This is a genomic window from Novilysobacter antarcticus (assembly GCF_019802285.1).
Classification (GTDB): Bacteria; Pseudomonadota; Gammaproteobacteria; order Xanthomonadales; family Xanthomonadaceae; genus Novilysobacter; species Novilysobacter antarcticus.
This window is the reverse complement of sequence record NZ_JAIEUJ010000003.1, coordinates 371,309-391,225: the sequence shown is the minus strand read 5'-3', so window position 1 is coordinate 391,225 and position 19,917 is coordinate 371,309. Positions and strand designations below refer to the sequence as shown.

Annotated in this window: 13 protein-coding genes; 4 read left to right on the top strand and 9 right to left on the bottom strand. The window is 65.3% G+C overall.

The genetic code is table 11. The features are described 5' to 3' along the window. Window positions 1-54: 54 nt before the first annotated feature. Window positions 55-729, bottom strand: a complete 675-nt coding sequence (gene rsmG / locus KZ491_RS10895) for a 16S rRNA (guanine(527)-N(7))-methyltransferase RsmG (RefSeq protein WP_222565866.1) — start codon at window positions 727-729, stop codon at window positions 55-57. Between the two features lie 55 nt (window positions 730-784). Beyond that, window positions 785-1,372, bottom strand: coding sequence for a 4'-phosphopantetheinyl transferase family protein (locus KZ491_RS10890; RefSeq protein ID WP_222565865.1), 588 nt, complete (start codon window positions 1,370-1,372; stop codon window positions 785-787). Between the two features lie 75 nt (window positions 1,373-1,447). Here KZ491_RS10890 and KZ491_RS10885 point away from each other — a divergent pair, with 75 nt between their 5' ends. Next, window positions 1,448-2,818, top strand: coding sequence for an AMP-binding protein (locus KZ491_RS10885; protein ID WP_222565864.1), 1,371 nt, complete (start codon window positions 1,448-1,450; stop codon window positions 2,816-2,818). A gap of 101 nt (window positions 2,819-2,919) precedes the next feature. After that, on the top strand, window positions 2,920-3,192 hold the full coding sequence (locus KZ491_RS10880; protein WP_194034815.1) for a GlsB/YeaQ/YmgE family stress response membrane protein: 273 nt from the start codon (window positions 2,920-2,922) through the stop codon (window positions 3,190-3,192). 105 nt (window positions 3,193-3,297) lie between these two features. Here KZ491_RS10880 and xth read toward each other — a convergent pair whose 3' ends face one another. The 3 genes from xth to KZ491_RS10865 all read right to left on the bottom strand — a co-directional run bounded on the left by xth (window position 3,298) and on the right by KZ491_RS10865 (window position 7,709). Beyond that, window positions 3,298-4,065, bottom strand: a complete 768-nt coding sequence (gene xth / locus KZ491_RS10875; protein ID WP_222565863.1) for an exodeoxyribonuclease III — start codon at window positions 4,063-4,065, stop codon at window positions 3,298-3,300. A gap of 100 nt (window positions 4,066-4,165) precedes the next feature. Continuing rightward, entirely contained in the window at window positions 4,166-5,212 is a 1,047-nt protein-coding gene (tssA, locus tag KZ491_RS10870; RefSeq protein ID WP_222565862.1) for a type VI secretion system protein TssA, read from the bottom strand. 85 nt (window positions 5,213-5,297) lie between these two features. Further along, a complete protein-coding gene (locus tag KZ491_RS10865) occupies window positions 5,298-7,709 on the bottom strand; it encodes a S9 family peptidase (protein WP_222565861.1) in 2,412 nt (803 codons plus the stop codon). Between the two features lie 182 nt (window positions 7,710-7,891). On the opposite strand from KZ491_RS10865, the gene KZ491_RS10860 reads away from it, so the two are divergent. Next, window positions 7,892-8,176, top strand: coding sequence for a YcgL domain-containing protein (locus KZ491_RS10860; protein ID WP_425493145.1), 285 nt, complete (start codon window positions 7,892-7,894; stop codon window positions 8,174-8,176). Beyond that, a complete protein-coding gene (locus tag KZ491_RS10855) occupies window positions 8,169-11,594 on the top strand; it encodes an ankyrin repeat domain-containing protein (protein ID WP_222565860.1) in 3,426 nt (1,141 codons plus the stop codon). The genes KZ491_RS10860 and KZ491_RS10855 overlap by 8 nt, the downstream gene beginning before the upstream one ends. A gap of 30 nt (window positions 11,595-11,624) precedes the next feature. On the opposite strand, the gene KZ491_RS10850 is transcribed toward KZ491_RS10855, so the two are convergent. The 4 genes from KZ491_RS10850 to KZ491_RS10835 form a co-directional block, all read right to left on the bottom strand. Further along, window positions 11,625-13,451, bottom strand: coding sequence for a monovalent cation:proton antiporter-2 (CPA2) family protein (locus tag KZ491_RS10850; RefSeq protein WP_222565859.1), 1,827 nt, complete (start codon window positions 13,449-13,451; stop codon window positions 11,625-11,627). A gap of 677 nt (window positions 13,452-14,128) precedes the next feature. Continuing rightward, entirely contained in the window at window positions 14,129-15,232 is a 1,104-nt protein-coding gene (locus tag KZ491_RS10845) for a hypothetical protein (protein ID WP_222565858.1), read from the bottom strand. A 3-nt stretch (window positions 15,233-15,235) separates the two neighbouring features. After that, complete coding sequence (locus tag KZ491_RS10840) at window positions 15,236-16,837, bottom strand: hypothetical protein (protein ID WP_222565857.1); 1,602 nt, start codon at window positions 16,835-16,837, stop codon at window positions 15,236-15,238. Continuing rightward, window positions 16,834-19,794, bottom strand: coding sequence for a type VI secretion system Vgr family protein (locus KZ491_RS10835; protein ID WP_222565856.1), 2,961 nt, complete (start codon window positions 19,792-19,794; stop codon window positions 16,834-16,836). The genes KZ491_RS10840 and KZ491_RS10835 overlap by 4 nt, the downstream gene beginning before the upstream one ends. Between the last annotated feature and the right edge of the window lie 123 nt (window positions 19,795-19,917).

Genomic DNA, 19,917 nt, shown 5'->3' with positions numbered 1-19,917 from the left:
TGGAAGCGGGCGCCGGCGGCCAGCGCCGGATCCGGTCTCGCTCACCGGCGAGCGTTATGGATCAATGCTTTGCACAGGCTCTGCGCGCTGGACGACCACCAGTTGCCGCTCCGCATCCAGTCCCGGTACACGCAAGGCGTGGGATTGCGCGAGCGTCCAGCCCGGCGGCAGTTCCGCGATTTCGGCATCCGGGTAGATGCCCTTCATCGCCAGCAGTTGGCCGCCGGGTTTCAACAGATGCCCGCCCAACTGGAGGATCAGAGGCAACGTCGCCAGCGCGCGGGCGGTGATCGCGTCATACGCGCCGGGGCGATCAAACGCCTCGATCCGTGACTCCACCACCTCCACGTCGGCCAGGGCCAGCTTGCGCACTACTTCTCGCATGAACCGGACCTTCTTGCCGTTGCTCTCGACCAGAGTCACCCGCAGGCCGGGCTTGGCGATGGCCAGTGGAATGCCCGGCAGTCCGGCACCGGTTCCCAGGTCGGCGAGAGTACCGCCAGCGCCGGCGATCGCATCGACGTGTGGATGCATGGTCAGCGAATCGAGCAGGTGTTTGTCGACCATGTCCAGCGGCTCACGCACCGCGGTCAGGTTGTAGGCGCGGTTCCAGCGCAGCAGCAGCTGCAGATACTCCAGCAGTGGCGCGGCGATCGCGGGGTCGAGACCAAGGCTGGCCAGTCCGGCATCGAGTCGTTCGCGGGCGGCGGTGGGGATGGGGGTCGTCATGGACGGGGATTATGGCCGCTGCGATGCGGCCGGACATCCACGCACCCGGATCGTGTCAGTTGCGCGTTCGCTCCGGGCGCCAGGCGATCGCGCCGACATAGCCCGGCTGCGGCTTCAGTTCGCGCACCGACCACTGCGCTCGATCCCCCAGCGCAGCGTCGCAGTTCACCAGGTGAATCCCCGAGTCACTGATCTCGAACTCGAATTTGTCCAGGCCGAACGCCAGTCCCCGGCCGTGCGCTTTGAGCACTGATTCCTTCGCACACCACAGGCGCAGGAAGCCCGATTCGCGGTGCGCGGGGGGCAGGCTCGCCAGCACATCCGCTTCGGCCGCGGTAAAGAAGCGCCGCGCCAGTTCCATCGCCCGCGGCCGTGGCCGGACCCATTCAAGGTCAATGCCCAGGCGGACGTCCTGGCCCAGAGCGACCAGGAGGCCGTCTCCGCTGTGGCTCCAGTTGCAGTCCCACCGCGCAAACGCGCCTCTCAGGTGCGGTCGGCCGTACTCGTCGCGTCGCAGTGACAGTTGCTCGGGTGGGCAGTTCAGCCGCTCGCCCAGCCAGCGTCGGGCGACGAGCTCGGCGGCCTCGCCGCGCGGCAATGGCAGCCAGCTCCAGCAGGGCGGATTGGACTCGGACTCGGGCATGGCGATATTGGTGGGAATGGCATCGCTCAGCGTAAGCTAAGCATTGGGGAGCGGCACTGCCGCACTATTGAGCTTATGTCCGCTGTCTTCGAAAACACTGCCAAGGATGTCGCTGCCGGCGACCGGTCGCCTCTGGCTCTGGGCCCGCCCGGACGGACGATTGTCTTCGATGCGCACGGTGCCGTGCCGCTGTCCCGGTTTCTCGACGAGGTTCGCGGTGTTGCCGCCGGGCTGCCTGCGGCCGCGCACGTGCTCAACCTGTGCGAAGACCGTTACCGCTTCCTGGTCGCGTTCTGTGCGGCCGCCGTGCGCGGGCAGACAACGCTGCTACCGGCCTCGCGGGCCGAGGCAACCGTGGCCCAGGTGAGCGTCCAATATCCCGACAGTTACTGCATCGTCGAGCTGGATGCCAAGAAAGGCCCTGGTGAGAGCTACTACGTGCTGCCCGAGGTGTTGCCCCGGCGCGAGGGCGACACCCCGCTGATCGATGCGGACGCACTGGTCGCCATCGGCTTCACCTCCGGCAGTACCGGCCAGCCATCGGCCACGCCCAAGCGGTGGCGTGCCTTTCGTGCGGGGACCGGCCAGAACCTGGCGGCCCTGGCCGGGTTGTTGGGCGCCGGCGACAGCAACTTCACCACCCCGGTACTGGCGACGGTGCCCTCGCAACACATGTACGGGATGGAGATGTCGGTTCTGCTGCCGTTGCTTGGCCCGGTGGCGATACACGGCAGCCGTCCGTTCTTTCCCGCCGACATTGCCCGCGCGGCAAACGATGCCGCCACGCCGCCGCTGCTGGTGACCAGCCCCGTGCACCTGCGCGCGCTGCTGCAGTCGGGCGTGGCCATGCCGCCGCTGGCAGGTATCGTCTGCTCAACGGCTCCGTTGCCATCCGAACTGGCGGCCGAAGCGGAGCAGCGCTACCACTGCCACGTTCGCGAGCTCTTCGGATCCACGGAAACCTGTGTGATCGCCCGGCGCCGCACCGCGGTGGAGTCGGCGTGGACCCCGTTGCCCGGCGTCGGCCTGACGCCGCAGCCCGACGGTACGCGGGTTACCGCCGCCCACCTGGATCATCCGGTGGTGCTGGCGGACGTGGTCGAACTCCAAGCCGACGGCCGCTTCATCCTGCGTGGCCGCCACGCCGATCTGCTGGAAATCGCCGGTAAGCGTGCATCGCTGGGCGACCTGACCCGGATACTCCTGGGGGTGCCTGGGGTGGAGGACGGGGTGGTCGTGCAACTGGACGCAGAGAAGGGAGGCGTCCGCCGGATTGCCGCGGTCGTGGTTGCGCCGGGCATGGACGAGGCGTCACTGATGCAGCTGCTACGCGGCCGCTGCGACCCGGTATTCCTGCCGCGCCGGGTGCGCTTTGTTGCCCAATTGCCGCGCAACGCGACCGGAAAGATTCCCCGACAGATCCTGTTGGATACTCTGTCGGCGTAGGAAAACCGCTACGTCGTCATCACGCTCGCCTGTACAGACTGCAAGCGCCCCCACTCAGGGGAGCACTTACAAACCTCTGATGGATCCAAGGAGAACTACGTATGGGCATTATTATCTGGTTGATTATGGGCGGCATCATTGGCTGGATCGCCAGCATGATCATGAAGACCGACGGGCAGCAGGGCATCATCCTGAATGTGGTGGTCGGCATCATTGGTGCGTTTATCGGTGGCTGGCTTGCCGGCATGCTCGGCATTGCAGGCGGCAGCATCAACGACGCCGGCATCAGTATCCCGAGCATCCTGGTTTCGCTGGTCGGCGCGATCGTGCTGCTGGCAATCGTCAACCTGTTCCGTCGCGGTCGTCCGCGCTGAGCCGTGTTGAAATGATTCTGGTGCAGTGATGCGCCGAAATCGAAATGGTCCGGCATTGCCGGACCATTTTTTTTGCCTGCGGGTTCGGTCTGCGCTTCGCTGCCGTCAGGCAAGCTGGACCCACGCGGGGGTGTGATCACTCGGCCGCTCCCAGGTCCTGGGCTCGCGATCGATCCCCGCATCCACGCACCGCGTCTTGAGCGCATCGGATATCAGGGTCAGATCGATGCGCAGGCCCATGTCACGCCGAAACGCCGCCTGACGGTAGTCCCACCAGCTGAAGATCCCGCCTTCCTCGTGGTGCAGGCGGAACGCATCGTGCAGGCCCAGGTCGAGCAGGCCTTGCAACGCAGCGCGCTCCGCGGTGGAGGTCAATATGTGCTGGTCGTTCCACACTTCGGGGTCGTGGACGTCGCGATCATCCGGGGCGATATTGAAATCGCCCAGGACCACCAGCTCGGGATGGGTTTGCAGTTCCGACGCGATCCAGGCGTGTGCCGCTTCCAGCCAGCGCAGTTTGTAGGCGTATTTGTCGGTGCCGATGTCCTGGCCGTTGACCACGTAGAGATTGATGATGCGCACACCGTCTACCGTCGCGGCGATCACGCGCTGCTGCTCGTCGACGAATCCGGGAATGCCGATCTGGACGTCGGTGGCGGGTGATCTGGAAACGATCGCCACCCCGTTGTAGGTTTTCTGGCCGCTGAAGACGCTGCGATAACCCAACTTGGCGAGCGCCGTATCGGGAAACCGGTCGTCTTCGAGTTTGGTTTCCTGCAGGCCCACCACGGCGGGGGCGAACGACTCCAACCATTGTTGAAGGTGCGGGAGACGGACGTTCAGGGAGTTGACGTTCCAGCTGGCAATTTTCATGCGCCCAGTCTAGCCGGGAGCCGGTGGGGTCTCATCAAAACCCGGCGCGTCCCGTATCGGACCGCTGGCGCCTGCTGCGGGTTTGCGACAACGGGTTCACTCAGTCCGAATCGGAATCGACCGGATCGGCGACATCGAGCATTTCTTCCATTCGGGCCAGCGTGTCATCGTCCTTGATCACCCGCTTCAGCCACACGTGCAGCGGCATCTCGCCCCAGCGCGCGGCCTTGTCGGCCAGGTAGGCGACCGGGCTGTGCGGCTCGGTGCGACGGAAGAACTCGGCGACGCGGCGCAACTGGGCGATGGCTTCCTTGCGCGAGGCCACGGCCTCGTTGCCGATCACCGCGGCGCGTGGCGCGGTCTTTCCGGTCGCAGGCAGCTCCGCATCGACGTCGTCCAGCTCGGGATCCTCGTCTTCCACCAGTACGCCGGCCTCGCGGGCGAAGCGCTGCGTGGTGGACTGCAGATGCTCGAGCTGGTCGCGCAGGGCGGTGAAACTGGGGCCGTCGTGGCCCAGGCATTCATCGATGGCGCGCTCCAGCTCGGCCAACGCGGTCAGACAGTCCGGTGCGAGTTCGGCCAGACGGACGTAGAACTCGTGCGGGGTGTTGCGACGCGCCGATTCCAGTGTCTCAGGCGATGGCCGGTCGTCGTCATCACTGCGCGGCAGGCGCGCGGATTCGAAGTCCGCCAGGCTGAACCGGCCTTGCGGCGCGTGGGTCAGCGGCAGGTCGCGCAGCCATTGGCCGGAGTGGGTGATCAGCCAGCCCAGGTTGCCGATGCGCTGTTCCAGATCGTCGTCTTCGATCTGCGGGTGGACGTCATCCCAGTAGCGGTCGCACAGTCCGGCGACCAGTCGGTAGCCGCGGGCGAGGCCGGCGAATCCGTGGTTGCGCGTCTGTGCCTCCGACCACCACACCGCCAGCCGCAGATCCTTGCTGCGCTCTCGCAGCAACTTGGCGCACATGCGTTCCACCGCGGCCCAGTCGGCGACCTTGAGGTCGGTGATCCACTCGCCCTGTTCCAGCGATGGATCATCGGCGCGGCGGGCTTCCTGGATGGCGTCGTATTCCAGCGAGAACGAGAGGTCCTCGCCAACGGGATCCGCGCCTGGGATCGGCGCGAGCAGTTCTTCCGGGTCGAACATGTGCAGTCCATTGCGTAGCGGTGACGCGGCGATGGTACCCCGATCGCCGGTGCGCGCGCCCCACCCGGGTCGGGGCGCGCGTTGCTCAGCGGGCGACGTGCGGGGCTTTCAGCGTGTCCTCGAACAGCTCCAGAATCCGCCGGTACTCGTCATACCAGCTGTCGGCATGGACAAAGCCGTGGCGCTCGAGCGGGTAGGACGCCAGCTCCCACTTGTCCTTGCGCAGCTCGATCAGGCGCTGGGTGAGCATCACCGAGTCCTTGTAGAAGACGTTGTTGTCGATCATCCCGTGGGCGATCAGCAAGTGGTCCTGCAGGCCGTCGGCAAACTCGATCGGGGACGACGCCAGGTAGGCCTCCGGATCGACCTCGGGGGTGTTGAGGATGTTGGAGGTGTATTCGTGGTTGTACTGCGACCAGTCGGTGACCGGCCGCAGGGCTGCGCCGGCCTTGAACGCTCCGGGCTTCTTGAACAGCGCCATGAAGGTCATGAAGCCGCCGTAGCTGCCGCCGTAGATACCGGCGCGGTCGACATCGGCCTGCTTGTTGGCGCCCAGCCAGGCCAGGCCATCCAGATAGTCCTGAAGCTCCGGGGTGCCCATCCGGCGGTAGATGGCGGTGCGCCAGTCGCGGCCGTAGCCCTCGGAGCCGCGATAGTCCAGATCCAGCACGACGTAGCCGCGCTGGACCAGCAGGTTGTGAAACATCTGCTCGCGGAAATACACCGGGTAGCGGTCATGCACGTTCTGCAGGTAGCCGGCGCCGTGGACGAACATCACCACAGGGTATTTGCGGCCGGGTTCCATGCTGGCGGGGCCGTAGTACTTGCCCCAGATCGGGCCGGCGCCGTCGCTGGACGGGATCTGCACCATCTCCGGCTGGATCCATTGACGCGCCTTGAACTCCGGCGTGCGGGTGTCGGTCAGCGCCGTTGCTTCTCCGCCGCTGGCATCCACCACCGCCAGCTGGGGTGGCAGGTAGCTGGCCGAATAGCGCACCAGCACCTTCCCGCCATCCGGCGAGAGGGCGAAGTTCTCGACACCGTCCAGGGCGGTGATCTCGCGCACGTTGCCGCTGCGATCAACCGCGCAGACCTCGTAGTCACCGGGACGCTGGCGGTTGCAGATGAAGTAGAAGGTCGTGCCGTCCGCGCCCAACACCGGCGCGGACACCTCCCATTGGCCTGAGGTCAGCGCGCGCGGCGCGGCGTTGCCGTCGGCCAGGTACAGGTGGGAATACCCTCTTTGCTCCGACAACAGCCACAGCGCTCCGTCAGGCGTCCAGCCAAAATCGTTGAAGCCCCAGTTGATCCAGGCGTCGTCGTGCAGGTGGTGGCGCACGCTCAGCGCCGCCGACTCGACCCGCCCGCGGGTCGGGGTGATCGTGGCGATCCAGCGGTCCTTGTTGTCCACCGCGCGCAGCAGCACCGCGGCGGTGCTGCCGTCATCGCGCCAGTGGATGGCCGGACGCCGCCCGCCCTCCGATTCCACCCGCACGTCGCGGTTGCCGTCCAGCGGTTTCAATTTCGCCTTCGCGCGCAGGTCCGCCAGCGGGTCCTTGGCAATGCCTGGCAGGGCACCCATGGAGAGCTCGGCAGAGGTCCCGCCGGCGACGTCCACCAGCCACAGCCGTTGGCCCTGCGGCGCCTTGCGGCCCACCCGGGTGCGAACCTCCTCGAATTCCTCGTAGCCCGACTCGGTCACGTACTTGGGCATCTTGCCGGCCTGGCCGTTCTCGCTGCTCTTGGGTTCGGTGACCGCCAGCAGCCAGCGCGCGTCGGGCGACAGTGCGGTGTCGACGATGCGCAGGTCATCGCCCAAGTAGGTTGCGATCGGGGCGCGGGTGGGATCGGCGGCCTGCCAGGCGAGGTTCTGCTCGCGGGCGGCCTCGCGCTTGGCGCGGTCGTCGGCCAGCGTCTCGATCAGGCGCAACTGGCGATCACGCAGGTCATCCGGGGTCGGTGCGGCGGCGGGGTCCTTCTCGGCCTTGAGTACGGCGGCTTGGCTGGTGCCTTGGCCGGCACGCCACTGGTACCAGTCATTGCCGGCGCGGAACACCAGATTGCCGTCGCGGCTCCACTGTGGCCGTGACTCGGCCTCCTCGCTGCGAGTCACCTGGGTCAGCGCGCCGCTGCGCAGGTCGCGCACGAAGATGTCGCCGTTGCGCACGAACGCCGCGCGGGTGCGGCGCGCGTCAAAGACCGGGTCGGCTGCGTCCAGCTGGGCGCGGCCGGTCGCGTCGACCATGGTCGGCGCTCCGCCGCTGGTGGCCACCTGCCAGGTGTCGCGGATGAGCTCGCCTTCGCGCTTGAGGTTGTACTGCACGCTGCGGCCATCCCAGGTCCACCACGCCTGCTCGACCTGCGGCCCGATCCAGTCGGGGTCGGCCATGGCCTGATCCAGTGAGATCGGCGTTCCGTTGCCCGCGGCTGGCTGGGCGGCTGCGGTGGAGGACAGGAAGCCCAGAGCAAGCGCGAGGGCAAAGGAGGAAAGTCGCATGAGCGGGACCGGCAGGTGGGAGTGTGGGAACAGCCGGGCCAGCGTACCGGCGGTGTTGGCCGCTCGCACGGGTCTTCGGTCATGCCCGCAGCGGGTATGCGGCTGCGCGCGCGTGACTGGTGTGTAGGTTGCAGGTCGGCTTGTCGGTATGCTTGAGCAATCGCCCGCCCTGGTGCGCTTTTTTGTCGCCGCCCATGCACGCCTATGTCTACAAGAGCCTCCGCAAGGAGGGCGCCTATGTATTTCTCGCCACCCGTGACGACTTCGAGCGCGTCTCCGAGTCCGTCCACCAGGCGTTGCAGCCGTTTGCCTTCGTCCTGGAAGTGACGCTTGACGGTACACGCCAGCTGGCCCGCGGGAACGCCGATGAAGTGCGGAACGATCTGGCCACGCGCGGCTTCCACGTGCAGATGCCGCCACCGGTCAGTCTGGATCCGCTGACCTCGGACTGGGGCACCGATGCCTGAGTCACGGTCTCCGCGTGCGTGGATCGTCCTGGCTGCGGCCGGACTTGTCCTGATTGGCATCGCCGGGCTGGGCGGCTGGCTGGCCGCCTTGGGCGGTCTGCTCGCCCAGCCCGTGTTGGCCTTGGCCGCGCGCCGGCAACGAAACCCGGCGCCTCTGGTGCCCGCCCAGATGCGGATTGAACTCGGGCCGCTGCTGGCCCTTTGGGCCTTGGCCATCGGCGGGGCCGCGCTGGTGGTGGCGTGGCCGCTGTCGGCACTGCTCGTAAGCGGTTCGCTGCCGGCTGCGTTGGCGCTGAGTGCCGTGGCAGGTGGCGCCCTGATTGTGCTGTGGCGCTTCTGGCCTGTGTGGCAAGGCCTGGAGCGCGACGGTGGCGCGCTGGGCGACCACCATCGCGCGCTGGAAGGCCTGGAGCCGGGGGCTTGGCGCGGTCTCGGAATCGCCTTCGGCGTCGGTGCCATTGCCGCGTTGATCGTGGCATTGGCGTGGCCGGGCTGGCTTGCGGCTGGCCAGCGCTGGATCGTGGCGGTCGTGCTGGCGCTGGCGTCGGGAGCGCTGCACGGCTGGCTGCAGCGGGTCGCGCCGGCCAAGGCGCTGCAGTACCTGGACGACATCGACGAGCCCGCGCTCGCCGATGGTGCGACCGCCCCAGCCACCCGTGAGGCCAGCCCGCCGGAAGACGCCCCAACTGCGCTTGATGACGCGGTTGCGAGCTCGCCTCCGGAAACCACTGCGGTGGACGGCGATCCGGAACCCGCCGAGGTCATTCTCGCCAACGTGCCGCCGGCCAAAGTCACCGATCCACAACTGGTGCCGCAGCTGTACGAGGCGGCGCGCAGTGGCCGGGTCGAGCGTGCGCTCGAGCTGATTTCCCAAGGCGCTGATCCGCACGCACTGCCTCCCGCAGAGGATCGTGACCAGCGCAGCCTGGCAGTGCTGGCGGCGGTGTTGCCGGACCTGCGACTGCTGCGCGCCCTGATCGCCGCCGGCGTCACGCTGAACCACATGCATGCCGGCCTGACGCCGCTGCTGGCCGCGACCCGCGACAGCTGGCACGGCCGACCCGACGCGGTCACCACCTTGCTGGCGAACGGGGCGGATCCGCGTGCCCGGGATGCTGAGGGCAACACCCCGTTGCACTTTGCCGCGCGCAGCTCCGACCCCGGCGTGGCGGCACTGCTGCGCGATGCGGCGGCCGAGCTGGATGCGCTCAATCACGACGGCTTCTCGCCGCTGGGCGTGGCCTGCATCGCCGGCAACTGGCGGCTGGCCCGCTTCCTGCTTGAGCGCGGCGCCAATCCGGATCCCGATGGCGGCCAGCCCGCGCTGCTCGCGGCCGCCGGGGGCGAGGAAGACGACGCCGCCGGTGTGGAGCTGTTGCTCAAGCTGAAGGCCAGGGTGCATGCGGTGAATGCGGCCGGTCGCACCGCCCTGCACGAGGGCGCGCGCGCCGGCCATGCCAGCATCGTCGCCGCGCTCATCAAGGCCGGCGCGGATCCTTCGGCGACCGATAGCCACGGCAGCAACGCCCTTCACGAAGCCGCGCGCGGTGGCCACACCGCGGTGCTGGAACAGTTGCTGGACGCCGCGGATCCGGCTGCCGCAGCCGCCGCGGACGGGCAGGGCTGCAACGTGTTGATGATCGCCTGCATGGCACCGCAGACCCCACCGGAACTGGTGCAGCGACTGTTGGAGCTGGGGATTGACCCGGACGCGTGCGATGAATCCGGGCGACGGGCGATCGATCGCGCAGCGGAAACCGGTCGCTGGTCACTGGTGGCGGTGTTTGATCCCGCCTACGCCGTGCCCTCGCAGGTGGGCGGCGCCGATGATGCGGGCCCTGCCGACCTCGCCCCCATCACCCTGGTGCGCGAAGGCCTGGAGGAAGGGCGCGAGCACGCCCTGGATACGGTGGCGGCGCTGCTCGGCCCGCGCCAACTGGGCGCGCTTTTCCATGACGGGGACGGCGCCTTGCCGCCGCGCCAGATTGAGTGGTTGCTGGCGCGCGGCGCGGATCCGGAAGTCCGTGATGGCACCGGCACGACACCCATGTTCAGCCTGCTGGGCAGCGGTCCCTCGGCGCACGCCTCACTGCAGGTGATGCTGCAGCGCGGCGTGTCGCCGGCCGGCGCCGGCGGGCTCGCCCGCTTCCTTGCCGCCTGCATGACGCGCGCTCAGCCCGATGCGTCGCTGGAGGACCTGGCGTTGGAGCTGCTGGACCGCGGCGCAGACCCGTTTGGTCCCGCTCCCGGCGGCGACCCTGCGCTGGCGCTGACGGTGCGGCTGGGCTGGTCTCAGCTATTTACCCGCCTGGTGCATGCAGGCGTGGGCCTGGATGACCGCGACAGTCGCGGCATGAGCGCCCTCCACCTTGCGGCCGCCCTGGGGCGCGAGGCGATGCTGAAGCAACTGGTCGCGCATGGCGCCGCGCCGGGCTTGCTTGCTGCTGACGGCCAGACGCCGCTGGGCGTTGCGCTGGCATCCGGCCGCCGCGACCTCGCTGACTGGCTGGACTGGCGCGGCTGGCCTTTGCCCCGCCGCCCGTTGCTGGCGGCCGATCTACCGTCCGCGGCAATGGTCGGCGACGCGGATGCGGTCCGGCGGCTGCTCGATCTTGGCTTGCCGGTGGATGCCGTCGACAGTCAGGGCTGCAGTGCGTTGCTGCGTGCGGCGGGCAGCGGCCATCGCGCCGTGGTTGACCTGTTGCTCGCGCGTGGTGCCAACGTCGGTCTCGCCGCGGGCTCGGGTGCCACCCCGTTGTCGGCCGCCGCGAGCATGCGCCATCTGGACATCGTCGATCGCCTGATCGAGGCCGGGGCTGATGTCGAGCAACGCCTGCCGGGCGGCCTGACGGTATTGATGATCGCCTGCGCGCTGGGCTTCCCGGAGCTGGCCGCGCGGCTGTTGTCGGCCGGCGCCGACCCGGACGCCGCCGATGAGTCCGGGCGCACCGGCCTCCATTGCGCGGCAATGTTCGGCTTTGGCACGCGCGACCGCACCCGTCTGGTCACCTTGCTGGACACCCTGCTGCTGGCGAGCGACGAGGGTGCGCTGGAAGCAAACTCCCAGGGCCCGTCACCGTTGCTCCTGCTGCTTGGCGCGGCCGCGGATCAGGGCGTACAGGCCGATGAGGAAGTGCTGATTGCCGGACTGGAACACCTGATCGACAACGGCGCCAGCCTGGAATCCCAGGACGCGCGCGGTTTTGGCCCCTTGCACCTCGCCGCATTGCACGGGCTGCTGGGCGTGGTGAAGTGGCTGCTGCGCGCAGGGGCGGATCCCGACCAGCGCGACTCCCTGAATCGCAGCCCGCGCGAGATTGCAGTCATGCGCGGGTTCGTGGATATCGCCGCGCAGTTCACTGCGGCTCATCCCGTCGGCGACGTATCCATGGCCCGGTTCCTGCGCGAGAAGCGGTAACCCGCCCCCACGCGCGTTTTGCCGCGCGGCTCAGCGAGCCTCCGGCGAGCGCGGGGAACCGGCGATCCCGCCCAGTACGCCTTCGCCCAGGTCGGCATCAAACAGCTGCTCCAGCTCCCGACGGGCGAGGGTGGACGCCTGGAGCACTGCGTCGGGATCGTCGTGGACGCGGTACTGGGCTTCCAGCAGGCGCTCGTCGTGGGCCAGGAAACGCAGGGCGTGATCATGGGCCACGTCAGGCGGGACCCCTAGGGCGATCAGCACCTCTTCGCCCAGCTTGAGGCTGGAATGCAGCATCTCGCGCAGGCTGTATGCGCCCAGATCGCGCAGCTGCCAGGCGTGGCGGCGGTCGCGGGCCCGCGCGCACACCTTCGCCTCCGGATACAGGCGACGGATCACCCGCACCGTCTTCAGACTGCCCTCCGGATCGTCGATGGCGATCACGAACACCTTCACGTGCTTGGCGCCGGCTGATCGCAACAACTCCGGCTTGGCCGGATCGCCGTAGAAGAGCGGATTGCCGAACCGCCGCATGAAGTCGACCTGGTCGGCACTGTGTTCGATGGCGATGAAAGGCACCTTCTGCGCGACCAGCATGCGGGCCACGATCTGGCCGAAGCGGCCGAACCCGGCGATCAGCACCTGCGGATGGCCGTCGGGCGGCGGCGTTTCTTTCGGAGCCTCAGGTCGTGCCACCGGTTGACCGCGAAGGATCCGCGCGACGGCGATCATCAGCACCGGCGTCAGTGCCATGGACACGCCAACCGCGGCCACCAGTCGATCGCGCATGACCGCATCCAGCAGGCCGGCCTTGACCGCCTCGGCAAACACCACGAAGGCGAATTCCCCGCCCACCGCCAGCACGCTGGCCAATTGCAGCGCATCCCGCCGCGACAGCTTGCCCGGCCTTATGCCGACCAACACCAGGATCGCGAACTTGACCACCATCAACGCGAGCACCATCAGCTCGATCAACACCGGCTCGGCGACAACGAGCTTGAGATCCACACTCATGCCCACGGCCATGAAGAACAGGCCGAGCAGCAGGCCCTTGAACGGCTCGATCTGCGCTTCCAGCTCGTGACGGAACTCCGAGTCGGCCAGCAGCACCCCGGCCAGGAAGGCGCCCAGACCCGCCGAGAGCCCTGCGCTCTGCATCAGCAGGGCCGATCCGAGCACCACCAGCAGCGCCGCACCGGTGAACACTTCCGGCATCAGCGAACGCGCCACGAAGCGGAACAGGTGGCGCAACAGGAACCGCCCGCCCAGCACCAGCGCTGCCATGGCAAACGCCGCCTTGGCAATTGCGTCCCAGCCCAGCCCGCCTTCGGCCACCAGGTTTGCCTTCCCCAGCAGCGGGATCGCCGCCAGCAGCGGGATTGCAGTGAGATCCTGGAACAGCAGGATCGCGAACGCCAGCCGACCATGCTCGCTGCCCAGCGCCTTGCGCTCCGAAAGCAACTGCAAGCCGACCGCCGTGGAGGAGAGCGCCAGACCCAGTCCAACCACCAGCGCCGTCTTCCAGCCAAACCCGGCGAAGGTGGCCAGCACACCCATCACCACCCCGGTGATCAGCATCTGCGCGCCACCAACCCCAAACACCGGCCGGCGCATCACCTTCAGCCGCGACGGCGAAAGCTCCAGTCCGATCACGAACAGCATCATGACCACACCGATCTCGGAGGCCGCGAGCACCGGCTCCGCATCGCGGATGACGCGCAGCCCGAACGGCCCCAGCACTACGCCGGCGGCCAAGTAGCCAAGCACCGCGCCCAACCCGAACCGGCGGAACACCGGCACCGCGATCACCGCGGCGAGCAGGAACACCACCGCAAGTTCTAGTCCGCCGCCGCTCATCTCATACCTCTTCAGTGAAGGGGTTGATTATGGAGCAGCTGTGGGAGGAGTGATCGAGTGGTTGGATGGTCACGGTCACGGTCACGGTGACGGCGAACGACGAGCGTCATACGTCGGAGCGTTCCTGGCGCGGGCGCCACAGAAAGCACGCAAGGCCTTCAGTCAATCAGAATATTCTGGCCCTCTTTAAAACGTCCGATTGTTACTAGTCAGCTTGGGGTTGTGACCATAGCCAGAACGTGGCCCCATACTGACTTCCCTCGTAACAAAAAAACAAGTCGCCTTATTTAAACCTTCGCCGCGAGCTGAATTGAGCAGGGCTGTACCACCAGCCGCTGCGTGGGCAAGGGTCTCCAGCGGCCACAGGATTGACGCGTGCGGTTTGACCGCTCAGGAGGTCAAGAGCAGGCCATTCGTCACCGTTTCACCAGGCACGCGCTCTACAAGTGCCCACTTGATTGGCTCTCGGCCAACGTTTTGCATGGAAGCTTTGTCGTAGTCTATATTCGCTTTGTCGGCAGCTTCGTTTGCAATGAAGAACTCAGCAACGCTGTCGCCCGAATTTTCTTGGCAGCCGGCGTCGCCCGAAATACGACATAATTTGGAGGCGTTGTCACATTTAGGCTGGATGTGTCACAAAAACCGCCCAGAGTCCGAAGTTCCCTCAGCTTCGTGGACTATTGGTCATGTGACCACAACCAGAATGTAGCGCCGTAATCGCTTCCCCCAGCCTCAGGAAAGATGTCGCCTTTATTGAAGGATTGTCGTGAATCCTTTCGGGCTGGTGTAAACCAATAACCTGATCTTGGGCACGGTTGACCAGCAGGCACACGCCTTTGTGTTGATATCACAGCGGTATCATCGACTTCCTGATCAGATTCGAACTCGCCGTTAACCATCTCGACGAAGTACCATTTGCAGGCCCTTCCGACGAAAGCTTCTCGCGCCACGGCACTGGGAGCGAGCTCGGCATCTGGAACACCTTCAATGATGAGATAGTCATCCGGAATGATCCCTCGGTTTTCGGGAAGCATCGCGAACTCCAGAAGAGCCTGTTGGTTGCCCCAAAGCCCATCGCGACCGACTGCGTCAAGCGCTCTGAGTCCAAACTCATTAAACGTATAAGTCTCACATAGTTCACCATATCCGCCTCCGGTCCACCGAAACTGCAGTGCTCCGTACGGATCATCTTGAGGGACGTACACTCCGGTACGCGGTGGAATTCTATTTGTTTCTCCCGCCACATCAGTCCTCACCCGAAATATTGGGAGCCTAGGGAAAAGTGCCTTATTTTCGTTCCACGTAACCCAGAAAGTGAAATCGTCGTTAGTAGGGGGGCGCCGCATTACATCGTCGATCTCCGCGGCATAGCGAATCACTTGCTCAAGTCGATCTTTAAACGCATCCTCTTCTTCGCGAGTGGCCCAAATCATAGACAGTTCGCCCAGCATTCTAGCGCAATTATTAGCGCCGGTTATAGAATAACTTTCGTAGGCTCGCTGCGCTATGTCGCGTATTGTGGACTCGCGAAAATCAATCAAAGCGGGAAATCCGTAACTATCCCAGTTTGCTGCTGTATCACGTGCGCCCCAGCGGCTGCTGACGAGGAGGGTATCTCGACCTTGCTCTTTAGCAGTGTCAAGTAGCAGGTCAGTTCCGTTGATCAAGGAGTCGATCAGCGGCTTTAGCCCTTTGAGGTAGTTGAGCGACGCGAAATGATAGAGTAGTGTTGCTTGGCGCTTCTGCCAAAGGGATAACTCAAATGACACAGGGATACTCATTGGTCAGTGCTTCGCATTGGTAGTTTGGCCGGGCAGGGATGGGAGTCCGAGTTTGGCATCATTTAACTGCGCATCAAAATCAGTGCTGCCCCATCCGGTGTCTAGCGGGCCGGTAATACGCGGATCATTTATTTTCTCACGGATTCCAGTATATTCCGCTTGCTGCGTATTGGATAGCTTATTGTACTGATCGCGATTGATAGGGTTTTGCAACTGTATCGGTCTGCTATCTTTGCCACCGCGCATTTTATAGTAGCGAGTGGAATCCCATTGACCGGACTTCGGGCTGAGGATAATTTGTTCCCATCCGCCCTCCAGGTAGCGGTCAGGCAGACCGCTTTTCATTTGTGCGGAAGTTGGGCCCCGCCAGACCTTTATGGTTTCACCCGCAGGAATATCTTTGACAACAAACTGGCCGTTGCCATTCCAGTCAGGCCACACGGCCAGGTGTTTGCGCCAAACAGCTTTCGGATCAGGGGACGCCATTATTGTCTTCCAGACACTCTCACTGATCCAGCAATCGCCCATCGCTCCGTTCGATGGCGAGACTACTCGGTACAGCCTGGCTGGTCCTCTGATCTCCGCTGAGATTAAACCTTTGGAAAAACTCTCGATATTTTTATCTGTAAGAGGGGGGTAGCCTTGCTTCACCTTTCGATCGATGATCGCGCGTTCCTTTTTTGCAGTGAGTGGTAGGTTTCTTGTCGGGCTTCCTTGGCTTAACCACTTCGGCGGCGGGTATGTATTGCGCATCAACGTTACCGCGCGTGCTTCTGGGAGATTTCCACGGAAGTGAATATTCCCGACATTTACAACACCTCGCCGTTGAACCAGATCCTCGATTTCCAGCCGGCGTATTACCTGATCCATTACGTCTTCAATGGGCTTGAGCGCCTTTGCAAGATATTCGTTTGCCATTTTCCGGATACTGTTAACCATCACGATGGTGTCGCGTGCACTCCTGCCCACTAAAGGAAACTTCGTCACCTTACCTAGAAGGCTATTCATGAGTGTGATGCCGCGGTCGAACGCTTTAAGCAACTGCCCGACGTTGAGCTGCCGGCGTATTATTCGTGCTTGCTTTGCGAGCTCATGAAAGACCCAGTCCCACTTCAGGCCTTTCCAGTACTTCTGCACCTGACGCTTGCGTAGGAGAGTGATGACCCAAGTCATCGCGTCATCCACAGCCTTGATCACGTGATTACCGCCCGCACGTCGCACGAACAGAAAGAAAATCTTGAACACACCTTTGAGAAGGGATCCCAGCGTGGGGAACAGACCGATTAACGTCAGTCCCAGCGCGACCCATGCCCAAGTGTTGGTTTTGTCCTCGTTTATTTGCCTGCAGTTGGCTACGATGTCGCGGACATCGCACACTTGATCCACGCCGGGAATCATCGAGATCGCGGTATCCAATGCGATCTGGCCGGCGCTTCGATCTTGATTGAAGTCGCCTTGAATTGTTTCCCATAGCCAAACAAAGACATTTTGTGTTCCATCCACGAGCTGGTCGTACTGCTCGGTAAGGAACGCCAGTGCTTCTCTTAATTGTTGGAGCGTCACTGGCCCGGATTGATTCGGAAATGTTGGATCAGGGGTGCTCATTTTGGCACCCCGGTAGCATCGTCTGCGGCAATGAGTTGTTCGAGGGGAGGAAACGGCTTGTCAGCTTCGCCAGGACGTGGCTTGAAGAGCACTTTAGCCACAGCTTTATTTTCAATCCCATCGTGGCGAGCCTTGCCACCCTCATCAAGCGTTCCATCCAGGATTTGGCCATCTTTGAAGTGGATCTCATATTCGGCGCCGACAATGCTCTCGCCAGTTTCGGGGTCGAGATAGTGGAGCCCGATCCATGAGAGGATTTCGTGGGATCCAGGAAGAACGATCCTTGTTGGCGGACTGTTTTTGCTTCCCGTCCACTCCTTCCTCGCCGCCTTGAACTCAATCGTCCCCGGCGCACCCAACTCGATATCCCCGCCTTCGAGCTTCAAGTACGCGCCGGCCGCAGTGGCCAGCACATGTTTGCTCGGCGAGGCGATCTCCACATCCGACTGGGTACTGGTGAGTGTCACGCTGGTCTTTGCTGCCGCGGTCGCGACGTTCTGGTGCGCCCGCGCGCTCACATCGCCCTGCGCGGCGTGAAGCGCAATGCCGATACTCGTCTGCGGCTTGCTGCCGGGGGCAGGGGTGCCATGGCTGTAGAGGCTGATTCCCTCAGCGACTGCCACGACGGTCTCGCCCTGGCTCAGCCAGTTCAGATCGTTCCCGGCGGTCATGGTGGTGTCGGTGCCGGACACCCAGACCTGGTCGGCCGGCGTGGTGGCGACGATCCCGTCGGGGCTGCTGGCGGCCAGTAACGGGGCGTTCCAGCCCGGGGCTTCGCCGTCGCCGCCGCTCACGCCGTCGCCGGCGGGGGCGCCGGTCAGGGTGCCGGTCAGGATCTCCTGCACCTGGTTCAGCGCCTCCTGTGCGGGCAGGGAGTCGGCTTCGTCTGGCAGGTCGGCGCTTTGTGCCTTGGCCGTGTCGGACAGACTCTGGATCAGCTCGGCGCCGCTGGTCAGCTGGCTGCGCAGGCCCTCGGCGGCCATTTGCTGGCGACCGGGTTCGGTGCTCAGTAGCAGCCCCGCGCCGGCGCGCAAAGCGCCGCTGGCCTGGGTCGACAGCTCCACGCCGAAGCCGCGCTGGTTGCCGCGAACGTTGTCCTGACCACCCTTGAGGTGGCCGAGCGTCAGCGTGGTGTCCTGCTGGGTGGTCGATACCTGTGCACGCCCCTCGCCGGGCGTGTCGTCCAGCCGCAGCTGTTGGTAGCCGCCGCTGCCGGTCTGGCTGTCAGCCAGTGCCTGACTCTTGAACCCGGTGAACACGGCTTGGTGTTCGTTGCCGTCGAACCACGCCGGCGCGTTGCCGGTGGCCCCCGCGTTGCCGCCGCTGACCTGGTTGTGCGGTGCGTCGGGCTGACCCTGGCCGTTGAACAGGCTGCCTACGACGACCGGGCGGTCGATGTCGCCTTCCATGAACGCGACGACGACTTCCTGGCCCTTGCGCGGCAGCAGAACGCCGCCCCAGTTGTCGCCGGCCCACGGCGTGGCGACGCGCACCCAAGTCCATGCGGCATCAGTGCCTGGCGCGTTGTCATCGCCACCCGGGTGGGCCTGGCGGGAGCTGGCGTTGCCGCCGCGTTGCCACGGGAACTGCACCTTGACCCGGTGATCTCGATCGGTCTGCAGCGGCGCGCCGTCGGTGACGACGATCGCGGTCTGGGTGCCGTGCACGGTCGGTTTGGGATGCAGGCGCAGGCCATGACCGTCCACGGTACGCGGCCGGTAGGGCAGGTCGCCGGGGATCGCGGTGAGGCTGTTGCGGTAGAAATCGGTGTGGGCGCTGGTCACGAGCGGGTCCCCGTGCTCCGGAGCGGCCAACGTGGGCGGCAACGGAAGCGCGCCGACATCAATCGCGCCGAGGGTCTGGTCCAGCACCTCAAATACGTCCGCGCCGAGATTGTTGCGGGCGGCGTGCTCGACGCGCAGGCAGGTGAATGACTGGCCGTCGGTTTCGGGATGCTGGCTCAGCGCGAACTGTGTGCCCGGTGCCTGACGGCGCCAGGTGCCAACGGCTTGGATGGCGCGGCCGGTGACGTCCCTCGCTTCCATCTGCCGTTTTGCCCGCAGCGCGGCGTGCGCCTCGTCGACGACGCCGTACGGACCGCTGGTGTCGCTGTCTTCTGCTCTGACGTCGCTGCCGGCCAGCACGGTCTCGGCCGAGGCCGGGCGCAGCGTGCGGCTGCGATAGTCCCAGCTGGCGCGGCTGATCGAAGCGGTCTGCCAGCGGCGGGTGCTGGCCCACTGCTGGATGCTGTCGGTGCGCTCGGTGGCATCGGCGCGATGGAAGCGCACCGTCCCGGCGTCGGCAAACGCCTCCACGCGGTCACCCAGCACCAGCGTGTGGCTGCCAAGCGTATCGCCGCCGGTGTCGCCCGCATGCTCGAACCAGTAGGCGATGCCTTCCTCGGCCAGCAGCCGCTGGAGGAACTGGAAATCGCTCTCGTGATACTGCGTGGTCAGGCTGCGGGTGCGATACACGGCCCGGTCCGCGAGCTCCCAACGCCAGGCGGGTACGAGGGCGCCAGCCTGGGCGTAATCGGCAAAGATGTCCTCGGCGATCTCGAGCACGCTCATGTCATGGAAGACATAGCTGTCGACCCGCTGGCGCAGGAAGGCCAGCCAGGGTTCGATCACGAGGCGATAGCGCGCGATGCCGCCGTTGCTGCCGATGCGCTCACAGGCGGTGAGGTGACCGTGGAAAGGACGGCGCTCGGAGGCGGACTCGGCGGTCAGAAGCTCAAGCAAGACCGGCTGGCCGAGCAGCTCATCCAGTGGCAGGTGGGCGTCGACCGACAGCGCATCGAGTTGCAGACGGAACCCGCCGTCATCGACCGATTCCACGCCATGCAGCGCTTCGGCGACCAGCGCGTCCGGACCCAGCCCGGTATGCAGGTGCAGCAGACGATCGAACTGTTTCGGCCCGGCAACAAGCGCGGTGAGCAAGGTGGCGCGAGCATCCATGGCGGTCGTGTCTCCCTGGCGGCCGTCCTGGCCTGCCCCGCGCCGATCATAACGCCTCAGTGCGGACAGGGGCAGGGGTCGCGGGAATCCGCCATCCACGCGGTGCATCCGCAGACGCTGCGA

Excerpts from the sequence above, each read along its gene's own strand:
- rsmG (WP_222565866.1), bottom strand. The coding sequence starts at position 729 with ATGACGACCCCCATCCCCACCGCCGCCCGCGAACGACTCGATGCCGGA.
- KZ491_RS10890 (WP_222565865.1), bottom strand. The coding sequence starts at position 1,372 with ATGCCCGAGTCCGAGTCCAATCCGCCCTGCTGGAGCTGGCTGCCATTG.
- KZ491_RS10885 (WP_222565864.1), top strand. The coding sequence starts at position 1,448 with ATGTCCGCTGTCTTCGAAAACACTGCCAAGGATGTCGCTGCCGGCGAC.
- KZ491_RS10880 (WP_194034815.1), top strand. The coding sequence starts at position 2,920 with ATGGGCATTATTATCTGGTTGATTATGGGCGGCATCATTGGCTGGATC.
- xth (WP_222565863.1), bottom strand. The coding sequence starts at position 4,065 with ATGAAAATTGCCAGCTGGAACGTCAACTCCCTGAACGTCCGTCTCCCG.
- tssA (WP_222565862.1), bottom strand. The coding sequence starts at position 5,212 with ATGTTCGACCCGGAAGAACTGCTCGCGCCGATCCCAGGCGCGGATCCC.
- KZ491_RS10865 (WP_222565861.1), bottom strand. The coding sequence starts at position 7,709 with ATGCGACTTTCCTCCTTTGCCCTCGCGCTTGCTCTGGGCTTCCTGTCC.
- KZ491_RS10855 (WP_222565860.1), top strand. The coding sequence starts at position 8,169 with ATGCCTGAGTCACGGTCTCCGCGTGCGTGGATCGTCCTGGCTGCGGCC.
- KZ491_RS10850 (WP_222565859.1), bottom strand. The coding sequence starts at position 13,451 with ATGAGCGGCGGCGGACTAGAACTTGCGGTGGTGTTCCTGCTCGCCGCG.
- KZ491_RS10845 (WP_222565858.1), bottom strand. The coding sequence starts at position 15,232 with ATGAGTATCCCTGTGTCATTTGAGTTATCCCTTTGGCAGAAGCGCCAA.
- KZ491_RS10840 (WP_222565857.1), bottom strand. The coding sequence starts at position 16,837 with ATGAGCACCCCTGATCCAACATTTCCGAATCAATCCGGGCCAGTGACG.
- KZ491_RS10835 (WP_222565856.1), bottom strand. The coding sequence starts at position 19,794 with ATGGATGCTCGCGCCACCTTGCTCACCGCGCTTGTTGCCGGGCCGAAA.